The organism is Oligoflexia bacterium (assembly GCA_035326705.1).
Taxonomy (GTDB): Bacteria; Bdellovibrionota_G; JALEGL01; order JALEGL01; family JALEGL01; genus JALEGL01.
In genome coordinates this window covers 183,898-207,951 of the sequence record DAOLES010000002.1, presented here as the reverse complement: position 1 = coordinate 207,951, position 24,054 = coordinate 183,898, and the positions used below count along the sequence as shown (strand labels likewise).

Annotated in this window: 15 protein-coding genes; 9 read left to right on the top strand and 6 right to left on the bottom strand. The window is 33.0% G+C overall.

Annotation, left to right across the window (positions count from 1 at the left end; genetic code table 11):
- Both PKC21_04055 and PKC21_04050 read right to left on the bottom strand, forming a co-directional pair.
- Positions 1-3,171, bottom strand: a complete 3,171-nt coding sequence (locus tag PKC21_04055; protein ID HMR24511.1) for an ATP-binding protein — start codon at positions 3,169-3,171, stop codon at positions 1-3.
- Entirely contained in the window at positions 3,164-6,256 is a 3,093-nt protein-coding gene (locus PKC21_04050) for a PilZ domain-containing protein (GenBank protein ID HMR24510.1), read from the bottom strand. The genes PKC21_04055 and PKC21_04050 overlap by 8 nt, the downstream gene beginning before the upstream one ends.
- 23 nt (positions 6,257-6,279) lie before the next feature.
- Here PKC21_04050 and PKC21_04045 point away from each other — a divergent pair, with 23 nt between their 5' ends.
- Positions 6,280-6,924: an isoprenylcysteine carboxylmethyltransferase family protein gene (locus tag PKC21_04045; protein ID HMR24509.1), complete on the top strand. Its 645-nt coding sequence runs from the start codon at positions 6,280-6,282 to the stop codon at positions 6,922-6,924.
- Between the two features lie 42 nt (positions 6,925-6,966).
- On the opposite strand, the gene PKC21_04040 is transcribed toward PKC21_04045, so the two are convergent.
- Together PKC21_04040 and PKC21_04035 are read right to left on the bottom strand one after the other, a co-directional pair.
- Positions 6,967-9,255, bottom strand: a complete 2,289-nt coding sequence (locus PKC21_04040) for a sensor histidine kinase (protein ID HMR24508.1) — start codon at positions 9,253-9,255, stop codon at positions 6,967-6,969.
- Positions 9,256-9,368: 113 nt separating this feature from the next.
- A complete protein-coding gene (locus PKC21_04035; protein HMR24507.1) occupies positions 9,369-11,441 on the bottom strand; it encodes a PilZ domain-containing protein in 2,073 nt (690 codons plus the stop codon).
- Positions 11,442-11,610: 169 nt separating this feature from the next.
- Between PKC21_04035 and PKC21_04030 the strand changes: the two genes are divergently transcribed.
- Genes PKC21_04030 through PKC21_04020 form a run of 3 tightly spaced genes read left to right on the top strand, consistent with a single transcriptional unit; the run spans position 11,611 to position 15,333 of the window.
- Positions 11,611-12,861, top strand: a complete 1,251-nt coding sequence (locus PKC21_04030; protein ID HMR24506.1) for a TonB-dependent receptor — start codon at positions 11,611-11,613, stop codon at positions 12,859-12,861.
- A 20-nt stretch (positions 12,862-12,881) separates the two neighbouring features.
- Positions 12,882-13,940 carry a glycosyltransferase gene (locus PKC21_04025; GenBank protein ID HMR24505.1) on the top strand — a complete coding sequence of 353 codons (1,059 nt, stop codon included), beginning with the start codon at positions 12,882-12,884 and terminating at the stop codon, positions 13,938-13,940.
- Complete coding sequence (locus PKC21_04020; protein HMR24504.1) at positions 13,933-15,333, top strand: FAD-dependent oxidoreductase; 1,401 nt, start codon at positions 13,933-13,935, stop codon at positions 15,331-15,333. The genes PKC21_04025 and PKC21_04020 overlap by 8 nt, the downstream gene beginning before the upstream one ends.
- Positions 15,334-15,337: 4 nt before the next feature.
- Here the strand turns inward: PKC21_04020 and PKC21_04015 are convergent, their stop codons facing one another.
- Complete coding sequence (locus tag PKC21_04015; GenBank protein HMR24503.1) at positions 15,338-16,783, bottom strand: glycosyltransferase family 39 protein; 1,446 nt, start codon at positions 16,781-16,783, stop codon at positions 15,338-15,340.
- A gap of 132 nt (positions 16,784-16,915) precedes the next feature.
- On the opposite strand from PKC21_04015, the gene PKC21_04010 reads away from it, so the two are divergent.
- The 5 genes from PKC21_04010 to PKC21_03990 are packed head-to-tail and all read left to right on the top strand — an operon-like array spanning position 16,916 to position 23,522.
- Positions 16,916-17,905: a glycosyltransferase gene (locus PKC21_04010; protein ID HMR24502.1), complete on the top strand. Its 990-nt coding sequence runs from the start codon at positions 16,916-16,918 to the stop codon at positions 17,903-17,905.
- A gap of 33 nt (positions 17,906-17,938) precedes the next feature.
- A complete protein-coding gene (locus PKC21_04005) occupies positions 17,939-18,709 on the top strand; it encodes an ABC transporter permease (GenBank protein ID HMR24501.1) in 771 nt (256 codons plus the stop codon).
- On the top strand, positions 18,706-20,115 hold the full coding sequence (locus PKC21_04000) for an ABC transporter ATP-binding protein (GenBank protein HMR24500.1): 1,410 nt from the start codon (positions 18,706-18,708) through the stop codon (positions 20,113-20,115). The genes PKC21_04005 and PKC21_04000 overlap by 4 nt, the downstream gene beginning before the upstream one ends.
- Positions 20,116-20,168: 53 nt before the next feature.
- Positions 20,169-21,566, top strand: a complete 1,398-nt coding sequence (locus tag PKC21_03995; protein ID HMR24499.1) for a radical SAM protein — start codon at positions 20,169-20,171, stop codon at positions 21,564-21,566.
- Positions 21,567-21,611: 45 nt separating this feature from the next.
- On the top strand, positions 21,612-23,522 hold the full coding sequence (locus tag PKC21_03990; protein ID HMR24498.1) for a hypothetical protein: 1,911 nt from the start codon (positions 21,612-21,614) through the stop codon (positions 23,520-23,522).
- A gap of 2 nt (positions 23,523-23,524) precedes the next feature.
- On the opposite strand, the gene PKC21_03985 is transcribed toward PKC21_03990, so the two are convergent.
- A complete protein-coding gene (locus PKC21_03985; protein ID HMR24497.1) occupies positions 23,525-23,827 on the bottom strand; it encodes a DUF4286 family protein in 303 nt (100 codons plus the stop codon).
- Positions 23,828-24,054: the final 227 nt, after the last annotated feature.

Below are 24,054 nucleotides of genomic sequence, written 5' to 3'. Positions count from 1 at the left end.
TTAAACCTCATGTCCATGCATGACAAAACTGGCGTCTTGAGTGGCTTCTTTGGCAACTTTAGGAATTTCAATAACAAACTTTGCTCCCTTGCCTTCACCCTCTGAATAAACATTAAGCTTACCGCCGTGTTGTCCTTGAATAATATCTCTTACAATATACAAACCCAATCCTGTGCCTTTATCTGGGTCTTTAGTTGTAAAGAAGGGTTGCCAAATTCTATCTAAAGTGTCTTTATTGATACCACTGCCGTTATCTTCAATTTCAATTTTAACTTTTTCACGATTTTCTTTTGCTTTTAGTATAATTTTACCCGTACCATCGTGTTTGCATGCATCTATGGCATTAACAAAAAGATTAATAATCACTTCATGAAATGAAGAGTAACCAAAAAACTTAAGGTTATCTTGAATATCCAATTCTATGGTTACGGCTGAACTTTTAATTTTGTCGGCTAACAATTCTTTCATTAAGGTTAACGAATCTTTTAATGTAATTTCTATCACTTGCTTTGAACCTAAAGCGTAAGAATTAACTGATGATGTAAGAGAATCTATTCTGTTTAAAGCTCGCATCATCATAGCATTACATTGATCTAAACGTTCTTTAATTTTAAGCCTTTGCTCCGCGCTAAGTTCATGTATATTTTGCTCAATTCTTTGCGCAGTTTTTTCATAATAAGAGATTTGATTTTTCATGGCATGCAAACCATTTCTTATTTGATGTGCAATACCACTGGCTAGCATACCCAGCTCAATAACTTTTTCATTTTGAGCTATCCATTGTGAACTTTTATGTTTTTCAATTTGACCATAAACTCTAGCCAACAACACTTCTCTTTTAAATGGCTTAGTAACATAGTCATTTGCTCCTTCTTTAAGAAGTTCCACCACTGTGTTTTCATCACTCTGAGAACTAAGAACCAATATAGGCAAATCTTTGGTTTTATTATATGCCCTTACTTTTTTAACCAGCTCTTCACCGCGCATGACTGGCATTACTATGTCTGTTACCAAACAATCAATAGTGTTATTTTGGATAAAATCAAATGCTTCCTGACCATTCTCAACCATATAAACATTAAATTCTTTTTCAACCGCCGCTAATGTAATATTAGCTACTTCAGGGTTATCCTCAGCAATCAAGATAGTAAATAAACTCTCATTAATTTTTTCTGGTGCTCGTCTAGGAAACTCAACACTGTAGACTTCGTGTTCATTACTATCACTTCCAACAAAATAATTACCCGTAACTTCAACATTTTGCTTTAACGGCAAGGCAATAACAAATTTAACGCCACCATAATCAGAATCTTTAACGGTAATGGTTCCATTATGATTTTCAATCATTTCTTTTACAAACGACAAACCTATTCCTGATCCCCCATGATGTTTTAAGGACGTTTTTGTTGTTTGATAGTAACGTTCAAAAACCATCGGTTTTTCATCATCGGGTATCCCCATTCCACTGTCATGAACCTCAATATAATACCAAGCTTTATCTGACCTTAGCTGAATTTCAATCAGATTTTCTTTATTTTTTGCATAGTTGGTAAACTTCAGTGCATTGGATAATAAATTTTGAATAACTCTTTCAAATTTATTAACATCTAATGGAATTTTAATATCTTCTTTAACATCGTTTTTTATATTTAATTTTAGACTTTTCTTATTTGCTAGAACTAAAAATGGCTGCATCCATTCTTTTAAAATTTCAACAGGATTAACGCTGGTCCATTCCATTTTTAATGCTCCAGACTCTGCTTTAATTACATCCAGAAGATCCCCAACCATAGCAAGCAATTTATTGAGGCTACTCTCAGCAGCAATAACGGCTCGCCGTTGAACAGTCTCTGTGGGCAAAGTTTCTCTTTTTATTTCTTCTAAAGATCCCATAGCAACTGCAATTGGCGTTTTAAAATCATGCGAAATATTTGCAAAAAATTTATCTTTCATTTCTTCTAAATCTTTGAGGCGTTCAACTGCAACAGATAAATCTTTTGTACGATCCTCAACAAGATTTTCTATATTTACATAAGCATCAGTGAAATCATAAGCTAAAGCAACTAAAACACCTACATTAAGCAGAAAAAACCCAACACCAGTAATTTGATAAAATGAAAATATTCCTATAGTGCTTAAAATATCCACTATCACTATTAAAAATAGCCCGAGGATCGATAGTAACATTACAAAAAGATCATTCCTCTTTTCATAATAGTAACGTTTGAAAATATTTAATCCCCCATAGGCAATTGTAAGGAGACCAACTAAATACCAAATATTATAATACGCAAATGCTCTAGAAAACCTTGGCTCTAAAACAATAATAGCTGCAAATAATATATTTAGAGCAATAAAGATTTTATGAAATAACTTATAGTCTAAATTAAGAAATTTTTGTGTAAAAATAAAATACGTTACAGCAGTAAAGATACCCAACAATGAATGAATAATAACAACCCACCATGAACTTTCAATGTAATTGCCAAAAAATAAACCTAAAGACAAAATGAAGAGAGATGAAAACGTTGAAAAAACAAAATAAATTAAATTTTGATGCTTAGTAGGTATTCTATAATATAAGTATAAATGGTATACACCAATAAAAAAACTAAAAAAGGCCAATATAACATTTAAATCAAAAATAAAAAATTGTGCATTTCTTTTTTTTGATATTAGCTCACCGTATTCACCAAATTGCACTTTACCTAAATGTATACCTGCATTTACAATAGACTGTTTTTTTGCTTTTATATAAACGGTGTTTCTTTTTTTTAAATATTCTTTTGAAACTCTATATAGCCTTGGCACATGAAAATATGACGGAGATCTGCCGTCTATTTTACCTGTTGATCCTACAAATTTTCCATTAATGTATACCTCATCCACATCGCCAATTAAACCTAAATAAATAGATGGATCTTTATAATTCAAACTATCTAAATATAAATCAAACTTGATCCAATATTTATATTCATCCTTATTAGGATGCTTAAAATGTTGATTAGGCACATATTTCTTCCAATCATTTTGATCAGAATCTTCTAATATAAAGTTTTTACTTTCATTAAAACTATATTGAAAATTTACGTATATAGGCTCACCAAATGCTATACATGTATTTAAAAAAACAAACAGAACTACAAATAAGTTAGTTAAAACTTTAGGCATTCTTACGTCTCAGTAGTCTTTTTTCAAAACGTTCAAATCGATTAATAAAATAATTCATAGTAACTAAAAACGTATCCCTATTAGCTGTTAACCGCCAATTTTTTGCACATGAATGGGCATTTAAACCTTCAAAAAAATCTTTTAGTTCAGGTTCAAATTCTAAATAAACTTGAGACCTCCCAATATTATTATAATACTCAGCACACTTATATGCTAAATATTGATAGGATAGCTTTTCAGGTTGCACCCCGTACCACGGAACATCAAAAAATCTAATACTATCAACTGCACCAATTAAATTAATCCCCTGTGGACTAATATTTAATATAGCAAAATGCAAGATAGCTCCCTGTTTATTTTTTAAAAGGAGAGCTTTTCTTTCTCGCTGAAATTTTCTTTCTTTCCACTTTAAATTGAATTTTTTCTGTTGTAAATCTCCAAAATCATATGCATCATATTCGATCTTAGGAACCAAAGACTCCAAATATCCTTGCAAAATTTCATAATCTTTATCATTTGCTTCAGACACAACATATTCATCATAATCTTTAAATTGTAACGCTTGTAAATCATTAAACAGGTAACAATAAAATGCATTAAATGAGCAGTCACTTACTGAGTGCACATGATTTCTAACATCAAAATATACTTTTGCTATAGCTGCAGTATCAGAAAAATAGGTTACAAAATATTCCGCTGTTTTATCTAAAGAAAGATATTCGAATGAACTTTTTAATATAACTTTAGTAGGAATACTTTCTTTATACAACTGCATCGACTCATCAACCACAAGCTGATGTAACTGCCATGTATGCCAGGCCCTTCTATAAAAGGAATGAGTACCTATAACTTTACTATCTTTTTTTAAAACTGTTACTCTTGCTAAATCTGGGAAAATTTCTGAAATTTTTTCGTATGTACTGTATGATTCATCTGTTAACTTTTTTTTTCTAGATGAGTCAAAATAATCTAAATAGTTTGACCTATCTAATAAGTTTATAAACTCATCAAATTCATCTTTTGAAAAATAATGTAACTCTGGATTAGCATTTTCAAACAAGTACTCTTTAATTATTTCATGATTTTGCTCATCAAGCACCTCAAAAACAAAACCTATAATCCAAGCATTTTTTTGATATCCAGATAAAGTTTGATTAAAAATATATTTTATTTCACAAGAGAGCTGAATTACTTGCTTACCTCCTAGGACCATATCAATTGTTATACGATCACCCTTTTTTGGAGATTTAAAACCTTCATAGCTTAGCCTACCTCCGAAAGTATCAAAAGAAATAATTTTAGCAGGCACATTAACATCAGAAAAATTAACCCTAACACCAGAAATACCATCTAGAGGTTTTCCTTCAATACGAGCACTTTGTCTTCTCAAAAGATCCTTAACATGTACTCTTAATTTTTTAACAAGTGATGGGCTTAGAGAGTCTTTGTGTTTTTCAAAAAATGCAACTTCAAACTCAACATTTCTTAAAAAATTTAAAAATCTTTTTACCAAAGTACTATTAAAAATGAGATAATTGACATCTGGGAAAAAAGCTTCTAACCGTGCACCCTTACTATTCAAAGAACCTTTTCCAAAAACTGTAAAAGTACTTTGCTTCATGACCTGATAATATTTAGACACGTTATAAATCAACAAACTTTGTATTGCTTGCTTATTAGCAACTTTACTTTCTAAACAAATCCAATTTTGATTCGCTAAGGTATATAAATCAGGCGTTAGCATATTATTAACTGATAATATTAAACCAACAATTTTATTTTTTTCTATTGCCAAGTGAATTTTAATAGAATTATTATTTCTATTTGGAAACAAATAATCTTCTAGTGCAAAAGCATTAATAAAAGAGTCTTGAAAAGATTTTTTAATAAGTTTTAGTACTTCGTTAAGGTATTGATAATTATATTCAACAACTTCGACTTGGGTATCAATTGCTGGCGCACTAACTTCGTCACAAGAAAAAACATGGGCATTGGTAACACTATAAAATCTGTCTCTTGCAGACGACAATGACTTAGCAAATGCTGTGTACGTTCTATCTAATAACTTATCATGCGATGGCCAAATACCAATAATATATCCTCGATCCAACTGGTTCAAAACGTCATCTGCAATCTTATCAAAAAGATCTAGAGGCAGTTTTTTGGGCGAATCTTTTGATATGCCTAAGGTATTAATAAAGCAAGTTCTATCATTCACTAAATGTGTAGAAATTGATGCGATGGTATCTTGTTTATCTCTTAATAAATATGTTTTACTGATAGAATTTTCTTCTATAGCCTTATCTGCTAGCGTTTTAATTTTTTCTGGCAAAGAAGGAAAAACAGAATTTTCAAACAATTTTATAAGTTTATCTTGATCTTTTTTTTCAGATAATAAGGTTACTTTACTAAAATATAGATCTGAAAACTTTTGATAAAATTTTATATAGTCCTGATTACGAATAATAGATAGTCCTATTTTTTTTGTAGTTTCATCAATATGAACATACTCCCCTTCGAACTGATATTTTTCTCCATCATAATTTAGACTGAGCTGAACATTAATATAAAGTTCAACATCTTTTTTTTCTGTCGACAATAGCAAACCATGATTACATATATTAATAATATTGTAAAAATCACCATCGCCATCTTTAACCGTAATCAAATCTCCTACTTCTTTAGAAACTTCATAACGGTACCAAAAACGTCGTGATATGTTATAAATAACTTTTGGAATAATTAAATTCTCTGATGAAGCTTCTTCTACAAAAAAGCAATGTGTTCTATTTAAAAAACAAAAAAATACTGTATCTGACTTTTGGACACTATACTGCTTATCTAGCTTAAAAGCCGACTTATCTTCATTCAGACCAGTCAAAACAATCTCATTTTTTTTACCCTTTTGATCTATATGAAATACGGTCAAATTTTTTGCTGACGATAAAAGAACTTCAAAAAAGTTCACTACTTGTTCTGGATCGGCAATTTGACTAACAGTTTTTTTTGATAAGCCATTAATTTCATTATAAAAAGTTCCCGATGTCAGGTCAGATTGTGTTTTTAAGTTTTCTTGATCTATCATTCTGTATACTCAATATTATTTGTATGTTAAATAAGTTAGCTATGGGTGATTTACTAATCTCTATTGCGGTATTATTCGGACCTTCTATTATATATAAATTTATTCTCACAGATGCAATCATCTGGACATTTTTTATTGTTTTACAAATTCTCATTTTTACTCACCCTAAATCCAAACTACAAAATACAAACACTAAAAAAGCCGATCAAAAGTCATTAATAATAATCAATATTGCAGCTTATATTATTATTTTACCAATATATATTCTTTACATTCAAAGACGATCTCACTCAAACCATCAAGAGATTATGCCTATTCAATATATAGGGCTAATAATTGCATTATTCGGGGTATTATTCCGATGGTATGCTATACGATATCTTGGGCAGTGGTTCACTTCTGAAGTAGTAATACAAGAAAACCAAACAATCATTAAAACAGGACCATATAAACTGATTCGACACCCAAGTTATACAGGGGCAATTTTATTTTGGGCTTCTACGCCGCTAATTTTTAACATTATATACGGTTTTTTATGGGCTATACCTATTTTAATTGGAGCTTACGCTTGGCGGATATATGTTGAAGAAGGTCAACTAAGTAAAAATCTTAAAGGCTACAAAGATTACATAAAAAAAACAAAAAGATTGTTTCCATACCTATTTTAATAGATTTTTAGCAGCCCATTAAAGGGCTACTTTATATGCCATTTATTCCTTAACTGTAAATGGCACTAAATCTGCCAATGTCTTGGGAATCAACTTTATACCTAATTGGTTACATTTTTTTAACACGGCTTGATCAGAATAGCGGCTGGTGACCAATATTGATATAGTTTCTAAATTATTTCTTTTTATAACATCTAAGCCAGTTTCTTCAAACCCCAATAGTTCATAGTCACATAGACACAACAACCCTTTCCTTTTACCTACAAGCTTATCAAATGCTTGTGGGCAATTTGCATGTCTTAAATCAATATTCTGTTTTTTTATATATGGATTTAAACGCTTTTCCCATACCTTATGAATTGACTCGTCATCATCTAAAACAACTATGTTTCGTATACCTTTTAAGTTGATTATTGGGACAAACCAAGTTGGTACTTTTGCCTTTGGTAAATACATCTTTACTTCAGTACCTTCACCTTCTTTAGATTCTATAGAAAAAATCCCTTCCCATAATTCTATATTACTTTTAGCATGATAAATACCCAAACCTGAACCAGACTCTTCATGTTTATCTTTTCCAAACGATGTCCCTTTTGCACCCAGTTTAGGTAATAAATTTTTTGGGATACCTTTGCCATTATCTTTAACACTAATTAAAATTTTATCTGTAACACAATTTTCTAATATTTTAACAACTACTTTTCCAGAACTTTCAAACGCTTCAACACTATTGTTGATCAAATTAGAAATAATTCTTTTTAAAATATGCTGGTCTATATTGGCAAATAGCCCATAAGATTGTTCACTCTCTAAAATTATCTCTAAATTCTCTTTCCCACTTAATTGATGTCTTTTTTCTGATATGATCTCTTCAATAATTGGTAGCAACAATGCCGGCTCTAGATTTCTTTGTTTAATTTGCTTATCACTATCTTGAACGTAGCCCTCCCCTTCACTTACCAAATTATTGGCAATATCTTGTATTCTTTGTACAGAAGATCTCAATAAAACGCGCGATCCTTCTGGTAATCCAGATAAATCCTTAGATACCACGTTTAATGCTGTCAATGGAGACCTTATATCGTGGGCAACTTGAAGTGCAGTATCGTATATCTTCTGAGAATACCCTGCGACTTCTCGTTCAATCTTTATATAATTTAAAGTAAACTCGCGTAACAAGGTTACACAAATTCCCCCTAAAAAAGCAAACATGCCATAAATTGAAATAAGATTACTCCTGAACAAATTTAACATAACTAGAATATCATGGATAATTGTAATACATAATATTAACAAACCAATCCGTAACACAGAATGCGAAATAGTTTTCCAAGATTTTTTATTTTTCCAAAAAATCCATGGGGTCCAGAGACAGAATAAAACTAAATATAAATACCACACTTGCATTACAAGTAACCCTTGATCAAAATCTACAATTAAACTGCTTATTAGTACGCAACAGGTAGTAACAATTACATTAAGCCATTTCGTAAGCTTATCCTCTATTAAAAAGTATTCTCTAATAAACGCAACAAGAAATCCTATTGTCAAATAGGCACTTATTGCATGAATTCGAAATAATGACCCTGGTTCTGATGTATACAAATAAGGGATAAAGCTAGAACATGTACCATACACTCCAGCAAAAACTAAAGTTAAAGCAGCATAAAGATAATCTCGCCTTGCAACTAATTTTTGGTACAAAATAAAATAATATATACCAAAAACAAAAAGTATCGTTGCCCCCACCCAAACACCTGTAATACTAATGAAGTCTCTAATTTTTTTATGTTTGTATAAAAAACTCGACTCCCCTAAATAAGGATCAACACGGTAGGGACCAACACCTGGCCCTGCAACTTTTTGTACCCTTAAAATAAGCTCTTGATTATCGTGTTCTAAAACAAAATGACTTGGAATATTGTAAACTCTACTTTCATGGTGATTAAATTGTCCTTTAGGGAAAAAATCTCCTGTTTTACCTAAAAAATTACCGTTCCAATATGCTTCATCAATATCACCAATTGGCCCAAGAAAAACTGCTAAACTATCTACTTTTTTTGGTATTTCTGAATTTTTTACTTTAATCCTAAAGCCAAGAAAACCTCTATATTTTTTAAGCTCTGTTTTAACAGACTCATTTAAAACAAGCCATTTACACTTATATTTACATTCGATAGGATCTGAGAATGTTATTTCCCATGTCGAAAACAGTTTTTTCCCAGGAACGCTTATACTATACTCAAGAAGTGGTCTAAAAAGAGTTAAAATAAAAAAAAAGCTTAATAATAGTACAAGCCAAGAAAGAGCTTGATATAAAGTTTTAGTCAAAAAAAATTTTCCTTATCAAATATTATAAAATACAAAGTTTTTATACCCTAGTATACTAAACCTATTAATAGGATGTATGCAACTTGAATAAGCAATAAACCTATCACAACAATTTAAACTTGATTTTTGCAATTTTTTTTCTTCTCAGCTAATTTCTCTCTTATTTTTTCTTTATTAAGAATAATGTGACCATAAAGCAAATGGCTGAATGAGCGGTAACGTGGAAGAATATCTTTTTTAGCAATCCATCTAATTGCCTCTGTTAAAAACATATGCTCACACTTAATAGCATTTAAATCTAGACCTCTTTCTATATTAACTAGAAAATTATACTTTCCTAATCGCTTATAAAATTGAGCAGCTTCATATATCATAGAGTCAAGAGCTTTATTCTTACTAAAATCATCGGCAAAACCTAAATTATAAACATAAAGTGTATCTAAAATACCTACAACATTAACTCCAGATGTACCATGTTCTAAAGCGCACAAACCTATTAATTTATTATTTTTATAAGCTACTATAAACTCTCTACCACGCTCTAAACCATAAGGTTGCCAAGCGCTTTCAATTGTTTTTAAATGGAGGCCTTTTCTATTTAATGAGCATGCTTTTTTTTCTAAATCACTAATATACAACGATACATAACGTAATATTCTTTTATGATCATAAGCATTGGCCATACGGCAAGTAATTCCTAATTCATTGATAGGTTGTGGTGGCTTTAAATCAGTGTTAACTTGCAGTACTGTAAATTGCTTTAACTCATTATGATCTTTATAACGATAATCCTCTACAAAATCATAATAGCTTCTTTGATTCCATGACTTACCCGCTTCTGTAAAACTGACCAAGTACTCTCCACCTTCAGCCAACAAGACATCTGTGGTTAATGCGTAAATATCTTTGGCTACCAATTTTGAAAGTTTTGGATCTAACGCTAGATGGTGAATACACCAAGTATCTTGGTAAATCCTATCCATTTGGATATGGCCCACAATCTGTCCAGCTCTCTTAATCATAGCTTTTTTAGACCATTTGGTACCAATTTCAGAAAGCATTTCCCAAGCATTTTTAGTTAAATCTAAAATATGTGTATAAAAAGGATCCTCTTTATCAACACTTAAGTAACCACTATTTGAAAACAAATCCCAAATTTTCTTGTGATCACTTTCGCCTTGGTAGTCGAAAGTCATTTGGGGGTAACGTGACTCCAAAATAAAGTTATGCCACTTGGTGGTATTGGCATCGTTGATAGGTTTAAAACGAAATCCAATAGCATAACATTGCCTGTCTTCAATCCACTTTGAACCTCTAACCTCTGCATGTCCCTCAATAATTTGATCATTATCTAGCTTTAATTGGATATCGTGCATTTTGTAACCCATTGGCAAAGACAATACACCGTTATCTTTATCTAAAATACTTAAACCATGTTCTGATATATCGTAGATTTCTCCTTTGTAAGCCTTAGGAAAAAATGCGTTGTTGATTTCTACTTGTAAACCTACTTTAAACTGATTGGGCAAAATTCTTTCTGTTTCTCTACGTAGCATTCTTGCAATGGTTCTAGGTAGCCTTACCTTGACCATAGACTGATCCATTTGCAAAACTTGCCCTTCAAAACTATGGAAAGTCTGAAATAAGTGAAAGGTAAAATTACCCTTACCAAAGGAAATTTGACCATGACTGTTCTCTAAACATTGAAATAGCATGCTATGCTCATCTTGGTTGTACTGATGCGGCACTAAAACACTTTGTCCTGAAACTTGCTTACTGGTAACCAGAGCATTAACGCTCTTAAAAGCTAAGTCTGAAAAAATATTTTGTATGGTTTCAGGGTTTTCTACCAAATCCCAATCAGATTGATTATCTCTAAAAGATAAACTTTTTTCTTCTGAAAAATCCAATAATTGAAGCCCATAAATATAACCGCTCTTGTCGTTTCTATAATTTTTTATAGCCGCTTTAAACGCCTGGTCATGGTACTCAATCAATAACTCATTTTGATAAAGTCTGGCTTTTTTTAACAATTCTGGCTTGGCCAATAATGAAAATCCACCCAATGACCTGTCTATTATGTTAGCCATATCTGAATCAGGTCCAACAATAATTTTACCCTGCACATTGTCAGGCAATTTTATTCTGGGATGATTTCTAGAATCTGATTTAACAAGCTTAATCACAATACAATTTTGTCATTCTAACATATTTTATAAGCGTTTTGTGAACGAATATTAAATTGAATAAAAATTCATAATTGTTAAAAATACTTGTTTGAATTGCCATTTAACGCCATCATAACTTTATCTTTTATTATTGGATTTCAAACATTGCTTTTTTGGAGGTTTTTTCATGCATTTTACCTATACATCATTGAAATACTTTATTGTGGCTTGCGTATGTCTATGTCTGTTTACTGACGCTGGATATGCAACAGGCCTATCAAAATCTGTTAATGTTGGACCCAAAGCCATTGGTATGGGTGGTGCCTTTGTTGGTATTGCTGATGATGCAACAGCCATTTATCACAACCCAGCCGGGATTACCCAGTTGGATGGGCATCATTTTTATATTGGCGCAGACTCTCTTCTTGCTAAATCAGACTTTACTCCAGAAGGTGATTCTACTGAAAGTGCTAAAAAAGAACTTTTGCCTGTGCCCAGTTTTTCTTTTGTTAGTAGCATAGCCAAACCCCTGTATGTGGGTGTGGGTGTGTTTTTTCCACATGGTAACGGTGGCAAATTTCCTTCTGATTCAGCTGTAATATCTCATCCCAATGAAGGCAAGATTTATTCTATGGAAATCATCCCCACAGTGGCGTATAAATCTGACTTTGGCTTAAGCATTGGCGCTGGCTTCCGTATTGTTAGAATACAAAATGAACTCAAAGGCCAATTTGTTGACCTTGATCCAAATAACCCCGGCACCGTCATTGACACCATTGAAAGTTTAGATGTTAATGGTTGGGCTATGGGGGCCAGTTTTGGTGTATTTTATAAACCCATCAAACAATTTTCTGTGGGTGCAAACTTACGCTCTATTGTAGAAAAAGGGATTGACGGTACCATCAAAACTACCAGCGGTGGTCCAATCAATGGCTTAACTGGCAGCACCAACAACGATGTCAGCATAAATCAAACTTTACCCATGACTCTAAATGCAGGTTTTGGTTTTTACCCAACGGATAAGTTAACCCTGGGTTTAGCCTACCAATTTGAAAAAAATGACGCCATAAAAGAATATACCGTGGATATCAACGACGGCGCTTTAAGCCAAACATTTGCACAAAACTGGGAAAACACCCATACCATTCATGTGGGTGCTGATTACAAAGCAACCGATGCTTTATCGGTCAGAGCAGGTTATGCTAAGGACTTCAATGATGCAATCCCTGATGAAGTTATTAACCGTATTATTGCTGACATAGCTGCGCATGAAATTTCTGCAGGTGCCGCTTATCAATTAAAAAACCTAAACATTGGCTTAACTTGGAACGGTCGCTTTGGTGAAAGAGACACCACTGCAGCAGGAAATAACCCAGTTGATGGCAACTACAAAGCTTTCATCCATTCTATTTCATTAGGTCTTGGATATAAAATATAACGCTTCACTGGAGTCTTGTTGTGTCTAAACTACGGATTTTAGCTCTTAATAGTTTAAGCCCACAACATGGCTCCACAATAAGATTTAATCTTATTGTTCAATACCTCAAGCCACACTTTTCAAACATACGCATTCCTCAAGCGCAAAATAAAATACTCAAAACCTTTGCATATTTTTTATGGCAAAGTCTTAGTGCACCTTATGACATCTTGTTTATACAAAAATTTAACCCCATTACACTTGCTTGTATCTTAATTGCTCGTTTAAGATTTAAATATGTTTGGGTTGATTGGGATGACTTAGATCATGATATGCAAAAGTCTGAGTTTTTTGAATACATGGTCAAAACTTCAGAAAAAATTGGTCCAAAACTAGCTCATCTTATTACATCACACAGTAATTCAATCTTAGGCTATGCCCCCTATAAAAAAACTTATTTTTTACCTCAAACCATTGATGATGAGTTATTTCAGTTGCAACATAAACCAAAAGACAACCCTTGCTTTATAAAACTTGGTTATCATATTAATCCTAGTGCAAAACTGATTGGCTACATGTGCACCTTCACTCACGGTGGAATGCTAGATTTACCCAACATTTTAGATGTGTGGCGACAAATTCACAGTTACAATAAAAATGTTTATTTTATTTTGTTGGCGGGTGGTCCTTTTGAAAAACTTGCTAAACACTTAATTAATATCAGTGGTTTATCAGAAAAAGTTATAGTAACCGGGTTTCTTGAAAAAAAAGATGTTAGCAAATGGCTAAAACAACTGGACATGGCCCATATCTACTTATCACCCCGCCCAGCAAACTACGCTAGAGTATCTTTAAAACTATGTGAATATCTAGCATTGGGCGTCCCAACTTTAGGTCAATGCCTGGGTGAATCAGAAATCCAGTTGGGTAAATGGATCATGCTGTGTAACAAAGAGGATATGGCCCAAAGAAGTTTACTTTATCTTGGTGATCCATCTTTAAGCACAAAACATTTACAATTCACATGGCCAAGTACACAACAAAATGTTGCAAAATTAGCAGAATACATAAAAACCAAGTACAACAAACCCAATGACTGACCTATCTTCCGCTTCAAAACCATCTCAACAAAAGACCATTGCTATTTTTGGAGCTGGCATGGCTGGTCTTTCTGCTGCAAGCGAACTGGCAAAAAAAGGTTACCATGTGGATGTCTATGAACAAAACCCACAAATTGCAGGCTTAGCGGCAACCTTTAAGGATGATGATGGTTTTATGTATGATAATGGCCCACGTTTTATTTTTTCCAGCCTGGCCAAAAAAATAGGCATTCTAGATCAATGTTTTAAAGTAAAATATTATGAACACCTTTATGTAAAAGAACGTTTTTACGAATTTCCATTTGGTTTTGTTAAAAACCCTTTGTATTGCCTCTCCGCTGGTTCAGCCATGGTTTTAAGAAACTTTAAACCCAGTGCAAAAAACCTACAACAATACTTGTACCAATACTATGGTAAATATTTCTCAAAATCTGTCTTACAACCCCTAATAGAAAAATGGGCTGGTATGCCAGCTCAAAATATGTCCCTAGATTTTGCTTCCAGGCTTTTGCCCACCAATATTAAATATATCTTGCATCAAATCATGCGCAAAGTAAGAAAGGGCATCACCAAAGACTACTTTAGGGAAGATCGTTACATTGTTTATCCTAAACAAACCAATGCCCTTATTTTTGAAACTTTAGCCAACACGCCAGGCGTTCATGTTCATCTCAATCATAAACTAGAACATTTAGAAATTGATAACAAAAAAATCACTTCCGCTACTGTTAATGGTAAAAAAATTACTGCTGATGCCTATTTAAGCACCATTCCCATCAATCACTTGGCTCATCAGCTTAAAAAAAATGGTATTGATAGCGCGTGGGACAAGCTTCATTACCGAGGCATTGTAATTTTATTCATTAAACTTAGACAAAAACAGGTTTTGCAAGGTCTTTGGTCTTGGTTTCCAGAAGATAAGTATGCTTTTTACAGAGTTAGCGAATTTAAAAATGCTTTGGCACATATGGCACCAAAAGATAAAACTCTTATTGCCGTTGAGTTTGCTTGCCAGGAAGAAGATCAACTTTTTAACATGAATGCAGATCAACTTTTGGACCAGTGTTTTAATGATTTAAATAAAATCTATGGTTTAGACCGAGAAAAAATCATAGGCTTATCCTTAAATAGAAGCCCACAAGCATACCCTGTTTTAAGTCAAAAAAATAAAGAAATCTTTTCTTATATTGATCATGTCACCCCAGTAAACAATCTTTTTATTGCTGGCAGAACGGGAACCTTTCAATACAGAATGTTGGAACGTACGCATGAAAGTGGTTTAGAGGCGGCAAAATACCTTGAAAACTTCTTGGAAGAAAAAAACATCCATACGCTAAAGAATAGCAAACAAAGCTATGATCAATATGGTAGGCCCAACATTATCCCTGAATAACAATCTACTCTATTGAGTGCACTAAAACTGAAACTCCTTTAAATTTTTTTTCATCTGTCAGACGCGCATATTGATTCATTGTATTTATGACTCTTTGTTTGTGTTTTAAACTTTCATAATAAAGAAGCGTATAAATTTTTTGATAGCCCTCTGCTTTTAACTTATTGATCATGCTCTCTGATTGACTTTGGTTGTTGATGAAATCCACTAAGCTCAATGCCAAACTTTTAATAGCAATCTTTTTTTGTGCTTGATAATAGTAAATACCCCAACGACAACATTCTGGAATAAATATAATTTCATTTGTAGCATTGTTTTCAAAACTATCCTTTCTTACAAAGTTCAAGGCTGAATCAAAATCTTGGTAGTTTTGTCTGGGTAAGTTTTTATAAGCATCGTAAATAAATAGCCCAATAACCAGTGTACAAAAAATATAAGCAAGATGTTTTTTTTCAAAACTCATGAATAAAAATGAAAATAACAATACAATACTTGGCAACAAGGCTATGTAATAACGCTCATTACCAGAAACTTTCCAAGTAAATATTCCGGCAACAAAGACCGTTAATAACATAATGCCATTCAATGCAATCGTTGAATAACTTAATACTAGATTTTTAGTCTTTTTTTCTAGGTATTGTTTTCTAATAAGAAGACCTATAACACCAGATAAAACCAACCATGCAAACACATCTTTGTACAAAATAAGATTACTAAAAACCGCTAGACTATTTTTATTTTCCAACCCAATCCACCAATGATTGCCTTTGGCAATGACAGGATTAAACAAAAGAAGCATGGGTAAGGAAGCAAAAACATAAAACAAACAAGGGTAGATCAGTTTATTGACAATAAGCTCCCAGTTGCTTTTATACAAAAAGAATAAAAAAACTACTGTTTGTGCAAACACAAAAAAATAAGAAAAATAATGAATATTCAACAAACACATATTAATCAGTACATGTTGCATGCTAAAACCATATTTTTCTGTTTTTATGGCATACAAAAACTGTCCCGTAGAAATCACGGCAAAAAATTGTACAAAAGCATATGGCGTAATATCATAACCGTAGCGAACCGAAACAGGAGAAAAGCACAAAAGGAGTGCCGCTACGATACTGATACTTTTTTTATCAAACAATTTATAGGCATATCCAGCAATCACTGGAATACTGATGGATGAAAAAAACACAGAGAAACAACGCATGGCCACTTGACTCCAGCCAAATATGTTTTTCCATAAATACAAAGCCAAATACAAACCAAATGGTTGATCGTGGGCTGTGGTTTCATAAACTTTTCTCATTTCATACCAATGGTTGACCCCCACTATCCAGACATGTTGACCTTCATCCGCCCAAATACTTGGATCAATTGACATAAAAAATCGCAGCAAAAACCCTAAAACACTGACTGCTCCTATAGCAATGATGAATAATCTTTTTGTCATACACCAAAACTAACTCTATTCTTGTTTTTATGCAAAACCTGAAAATATATTTCTTAAATTAAAAATAGAAGACTTGAATTGAATATTTTTATTCACCTTAAGTTGATACATATGTTAATAACTTTTTAGAACATGTATCAAAATGCAACCACACCCAATATTGAACTCTCAGTTATTATACCCAGCTATAAGCGTTGTCATTTGCTAAAAAACTTGCTCAAACAAATCATTGAACATGCATCTGAAAAATCATCTAAACCTTTGCCTCTATTTGAAGTGATTGTTGTCGACGACGGCTCCCCTAATCTTAGTGAAAAAGAAACCATGCTTAATGAGCTCGATTTCCCTTTTCCTTTTACTTTTTTAAAACAAAAAAATGCGGGCCCAGCATCTGCCAGAAATCATGGTTTAAAATATGCTAAGGGTAAGTTTATTGCTTTTTTAGATGATGATGCCATACCTGAAAAAAATTGGTTTTATGAAATCATTCAAGGCTATGAAAAGAACGATAATATTGCAGGAATTTCCGGAAAAAACATCACCTTAAACCCTCAAACCATAACTGAAAAATTTTTAGACCATATTCAACACCTTAATCAACATCAATATAAAGAAGATGGCAGTGTTGCCTATATGTGCACCGTTAACTGTTCTTTTAAAAAATCTGTACTGGATCAAGTCAAGGGTTTTGATGAAAGCTTTAGATATCCGGCAGGTGAAGATATGGATATATCTTTTAGGGTTAGAAAGTTAGGCTATATTTTTCAACACAATGAAGATGCTATTGTTTTTCACAAACACCGACAAAGTTTATTCCAACTGTATAAAATGTTTTTCTTAACTGGTAGAGGCACCTATAAATGTGTTGCTCACAACTCAGATTTTGACCAAAGCTTCACGGATGAATTTTCTTTTAAAATTGTTAAAGTTTTAAGAAGTTTAAAAAACACCCTGCTTGATGTTATTAAAACTTTTGTTAAGAATACGCTCTCATCAATTAAACATAGAAAATTAGAATTTCACCCCACCTTATTTTTAATCATGAATATGATCAGTCTATTTTTTTATCAAATGGGCCGCTTTTATGAAAAAATTTTTGGCTCTAAGCCATCAATAGATTGAATATGTCTTCACATCTTATATAATCATCAGACCTTGCTTAACAAACAACATATTCAACTGCTTTATTACCTCTCAATAAAAGAACTCAAAGAAAAATACAAACAATCTTCTTTGGGTATGATTTGGATGCTTGTTGTACCCTTTGTGACCATGAGCACTTTTTATATAATTTTTAGCTTTTTCTTTCCTATTGCTATTGAGCAGTATCCTTTGTATCTCATCAGTGGGCTTATACCTTGGTTTTTTATTTCTTTTTCTGTTCAACATGGTGTGTATGTGATGGCCAACAATGGCAATCTTATAAAAAAAATTGCCTTCCCAAGGTTTTTACTCCCTTTATCCATCACCTGTTCCAATGCCATCACTTATCTTATTTCCATGTTAATTTTAATTATAGCTGCTTACGCATTGAATTATCCCATTATGCTTAAAAAAATAGTGTTTCTCCCCGTTTTATTTCTGTTAACAACATTGTTTTGCGCAAGTTTGGCTATGATTTTAGGTTATTTGTATGTGTTTTATCGTGATCTTGGACCCATCAGTGAACTCTTTATTTTTATATTATTTTATGCAACGCCTATTTTTTACAACCTTGATATGATTGCAAAAGAACTTCACCCATTCATTTACTTAAATCCAGTTGCTGTATTTATTGATTTACACCACAGTGTTTTCTTAAATGCTTATGCAATCTCTCCGCTTAAATTGTGCATTGTATTGTTTTGGACAGTATTGTTTTTATATCTTGCAAAACTGGTTTACACCCATAAAAACCCTATCATTGCTGATTATTCAAAATCATGAACACATCTATTTCAAATAAAGTTGCTATTGCTGTCAACCAAGTATCAAAAAGTTTTGGCTCCCAAAACAGCAGTTACTCTTTTGTAATTAATGCTCTTAAAAAACTGTTCATGCGTAAACAAACACTTTTTAATGTGCTGGATGACATCTCTTTTGAGGTTTATAAAGGCGAAAGTTTTGGCATCATAGGAAAAAACGGCAGTGGTAAAAGCACCTTATTAAAAATTATTGCTGGCGTTACCAGTGCAGATAAAGGAAACATAGAAACTCACGGTAACATCATCAGCCTTTTAGAAGTAGGGGCAGGCTTTAGCCCACTATTAAGTGGATTAGAAAATATTTATCTTAATGCCTCTTTAAATGGCTTGGAAAAAGGCACCATAGACTCAAAACTCAATGCTATCATTGAGTTTTCTGGCATTGCTGATTCTATCCATAAACCCCTTTATCAATATTCTAGTGGTATGGCTGTGCGTTTGGGTTTTTCTATTGCTGTTCATTCCAACCCTGACATTCTTATTGTTGATGAAGCTTTAGCTGTTGGTGATACCAATTTTCAGGGCAAATGTATTGATAAAATACTGTCTCTAAAACAATCTGGTTGCACCATCTTATTTGTTTCACATGATTTATCCATGGTCAGCGGTCTATGCGATAGAGCCCTATTTTTAAATGATTGTAAAGTGGCTGCTTTAGGGCAAGCCTCACAGGTAGTTTCTTCATATTTGCAGTTTTGTGGTGACGATCAATCTCATTATAAAATTGAAAAAGGTGACTTAAAACTTTATTTCAACGCAGGAAACATAGGCATTGCTTATAAAAATCAAATGCTAAGCAAAGCTTATGGTCTTTATACATCTATTTATGCTTATAAAACCTGGCATGATTCAGATCAAATGATATGGCAACTTGAAGAAAAAAATGACTCCCGCTTAAGTTTAATAGGCAAGATGCGTCGCTTACCTATTTATCAAATGTGGACCATTGACTTATTAAAGGACAATTGCTTTGAATTATCAATTTATTTAAAAAGTGATTCTAAGCAAGATATATCCGCAGATGAAATCCAAACCAGCATCTTATTGTTACCCAACTTTCAAAACTGGCAAATCCAAAATAAAACAGGTCAATTTATCTCATCTCAAAAAAACCTTAACCAATGGCAACAACTTGCTGTTGCCCAACCCAAGCAAAAACAATCTATTTCAGCCCATAATCCTGTTGAGAATATCACTGTGACTTTTTCACAAACAAAAGGCTTAGCAAGTATGGCTTTACCTCTTATTACCTCTAAAGAGTTAAATAGTTCAGTTTTACAGTATTTGCACTTAGAAGCTTTAAAACTTAACGATACTCAAGAAAAAGCCTTATTTTTTAAAGGTCAGATCAAAATTACAACTAAATAATTTTTATGCTATAAAATATTTTAATGCGCATCTATTTGTTATAAAATAGAGCCATGCATATCAATAACAGCTCCGCTGCAAGCCCCCTTAAAGCTAACAATACAATTTCAATGGAAGTCAGTCCTGATGAGAAAGATCCCCAAAGTGCTCTAAAAAAAGCTTTAAAGCTTGCTTTGACTGAGGAAAAAGCTGAAATCCCAAAATTGCAAACCACACGATACCGAACATTGACCAAAAGAGGTGTGATGTGGCTGGGACAAACTTGCAACTTACGTTGCCATTTCTGTTATTTCTTGGATCGCATTGAAATCCGTACCCATCCAGAACACCCTTTTATGAGCTTAGAAAAAGCTAAAAAAATATGCCACACCTTGGTGCATTTTTATGGCAACAATGCCATTGATATTCAAGGTGGAGAACCCACCATTTGGAAAGATATTTTACCTTTGGTCAGTTACTGTAATGAAATTGGTTTGTACCCCACCCTTATTACCAATGCTTTGGTTCTGGCCAAAAAAGAAAAATGCCAAGCCTTTAAGGATGCTGGCTTAAGAGACTTTTTGGTCAGTGTTCATGGGATAGGTGATGTTCACGATAGAGTGGTGCAAATGCCAGGTGCACATGAAAAACAAATGCATGCCTTAAGAAATATGCAGGAAGTTGGTATTCCATTTCGTTTCAATTGTGTCTTATCCAAACCCGTTATCAATCAGTTACCTCAAATTGCTGAACTTGCGGTTAAAACGGGTGCCAGTGTTGTGAATTTCTTAGCTTTTAACCCTTTTGAAGATCAAGCCAAAGACGGCAAGCGATCAGCTTACAATGTACCAAAATATTCAGACATCATGCCCAAACTTAATGAAGCTTTGGATATTTTGCATGAAAATAAAGTGGAAGCCAATGTACGCTACTACCCACTATGCATGACGGAGCGTAGACATTTAAAATCCATGTACAACTTTCAACAACTTCCTTACGACCACCATGAATGGGACTATGCTTCCTGGAACTGGACTGGCATACAAGAACAACGTATGAAAGGCGGGGAAACCACCCCGCCTTACAGTTTAACTCAAGAAAGAAAAGCTCCAAAAAATGAAAATTTAGCGCAAAAAGTCGTTTCAATTCCAGTATTTGGTTTTGTTGCACAAAAGCTTTATCGTTTGATGGTTCTGTTTAGTAAATCTGTCAAAAGCAAAGATTCAATGTACCGAGATAACGCTAGAGTAAGAGCAGAAGATCATTGTGGCTATCAATACAGCAAACGCTGTAACGATTGTTCAGTAAAAAATATATGTGATGGTTTTCATGGTGATTATGCTGATTTATTTGGAACTGAAGAAGCCAATCCAATTGTACTTGATCATGCTACGGATGATCCAAAAAGGTTTATTTCTGAACAAGACAAGTGGGTAGAACAAGAAGACCTGTCTTGGGCACTAAAAAACTGACAAAGTTCTCAATAAATTATTTACACTAAAGCTTATTGTTATTTTATGTCTAAACGTATTTATATTAAACCAAAAGACTTCAATAACATTAATGATTTTAAATCTATACGTTGGGATCAATGTCTAAAAGATTTTCAGAAAAAATACCATGTTAATTATATAGATTTTAGCATTGATGCCTTATCTAACAGCACCTTGGATCTACTTGAAAGTTTTTTATTTGCGGCAGAATTTTTGGGGATTACGTGCACATTTAACGTTAATACCCTTACAGAGTTAAACTTTATTGAAAATATCTCTAAATTTCACCGCTTTGCTATTGCATGCAACAATCAAAAAGAACTAACTGATTTATTTGCCAATACACTTTATACACAAAACAAAGATCAAATTATTGTGTTGCTTAGCAATACAATAATTAAAGAAAATAAAAATCTATTAAGTAATCCTTCTACATTTGTACACATAGAAAACAACAAAGCTCACGACACTTCTTATCAATCTCGATGGCCTTATGAACCACACAATGTCGATCAAAAAACAAGTACACTCTTCTTAAACCATATAACAAAAGCAAAGTTTCAATCATTGCGTATCGTTAAGCATCATAAAAAAAGATTTCGCAATACACTCATTAAAAATCTAGGTCGTTGGATTTATTTTAAGTTTGAAAAAATATGCAGGACCTTTCTTTTTAATGCTTATGGTATAAAATTTTTAAGAAAGATTGATTCTAAAGTGTTTTTAACACACTCATACCCGCTGGATTTGCAACATGAGTCTCACATTACAAACTTACTCAACAATCAATCTCAATTAAAAAAAATATCCTCATCTCAATATACAATTAAAAACTGTTTTTTTGACAAGATGAATGGATCTATTGAATGGCGTAGTATATTTTTCAACTTTAAAAAAAGTACTGTTCTAACAACACTCAACACCCCTTCATTGATAAAAGCACAATTTTCTGGCACCGCTAGACTTATTGGCTTTTATATCCATGATCATCAATTTGTTGTTTGTACAGCTGATAAACAAACCCATGATCTAAGTTTGTATATTGATAAAAATGGTTCTTATACCTTAATGAAAGATGGAAAAATTACACATCCAGTATTTTCCAAAAAATTTCATACCCCTGCTAGAATAAGCACACAAAGTCCAGTGGGTTTGGCTGCAAAGTCAGTTTTAGGTTCCTTAATTACCCAGCAAATTAGGTATTGGGACCAAAACAATGCGGTTTTTAATAACAATGAAATCAATTATTCAATAATAGTTGTTTGTACTCGTTTTTCACGCAGACTAGAACAACTATTAAAAAGTATTTGTACCCAAGACTATACCACTGAAAAACTTCAAATCATTGTTTGTTATGTGCCTGGTCTTGACGGAACAGATGACTTACTTGATTCACTTGAACTCACCTATCCAAAAATATCTATACAACGTTTACCATTTCATGCTTCTAAACAACATCACAAAGGCTTTATGATCAATCAAGCTGCTCTCAATGTACTTGGGAAAAAAGTTTTGTTAACCGATGCCGATATTGTTATGCCGCCCAATCTTTTTAAAATTTTGGATGAAAAATATAACAAAAAAGGTTTTGTTGGAGCTTATGGTAGAAAAATGCTTTCTCCAACAACAACCGCTAAAATTCTCTTAGGTGAACTCAATCCGCAACAAGAGTACAATGATATTATTGAAATAGATTCTGGAGAACTAAGAATTGATGAAGCAAAAGGTAGACCTGTTGGCTTTTTTCAATTGGTCAACACAGACTATCTTCATAAAGTACCTTATCAAGATTTACCTAACTTTGAAGGAGCGGATGCCTTTTTTGCTGAAGATATTAGCATGAACTGTGAGCAACCCACCATAGCTAAAGAAATTACCCTACTTCATTTAGATCATGGCGGTAGCCAGTGGTATGGCACCAAACGCCATATGTAAACTTACTTTTTTAAAACCAAATAACGTCTGTTGATTGTAAATTCCTGAGTAAATTTTTCTATTCCTTCAGCTCTCATTTTTTGGGCATACTCTGATAGATACAAATTATAGGCCTGTTTATCAACCAGTTGATAGTGTATGACCCATAATATTTCTGATGATGAACCATTACTTTTATCTAAATACCATTGAGCAGAAGAAAACACCGGTAATGCCAACATATCTTTAATATGCTGCTCTAACCATTGCTCAAATTCTGCGTGAATACTTTTTTGAATTGTTAAATTAACTTCGTAAATGTACATGAACAAAATAAATATAACATACACACAACCTTATTGAAGAAGTTTTTAAAAGATGTGATGCAAAAAGCCCCCAAGTGTACAAAGCACAAGTAAAAATACGACCAAAGGGAGCATTTGAACCCTGTGCTTGTAACGAAGCGAACCGCAGGTTCGATTCCGACTACCCACATTCACGGTAAAAACAAAAATCCAAATTGTGCTGAAATTCTAAAGAAATGGTGGTGCCC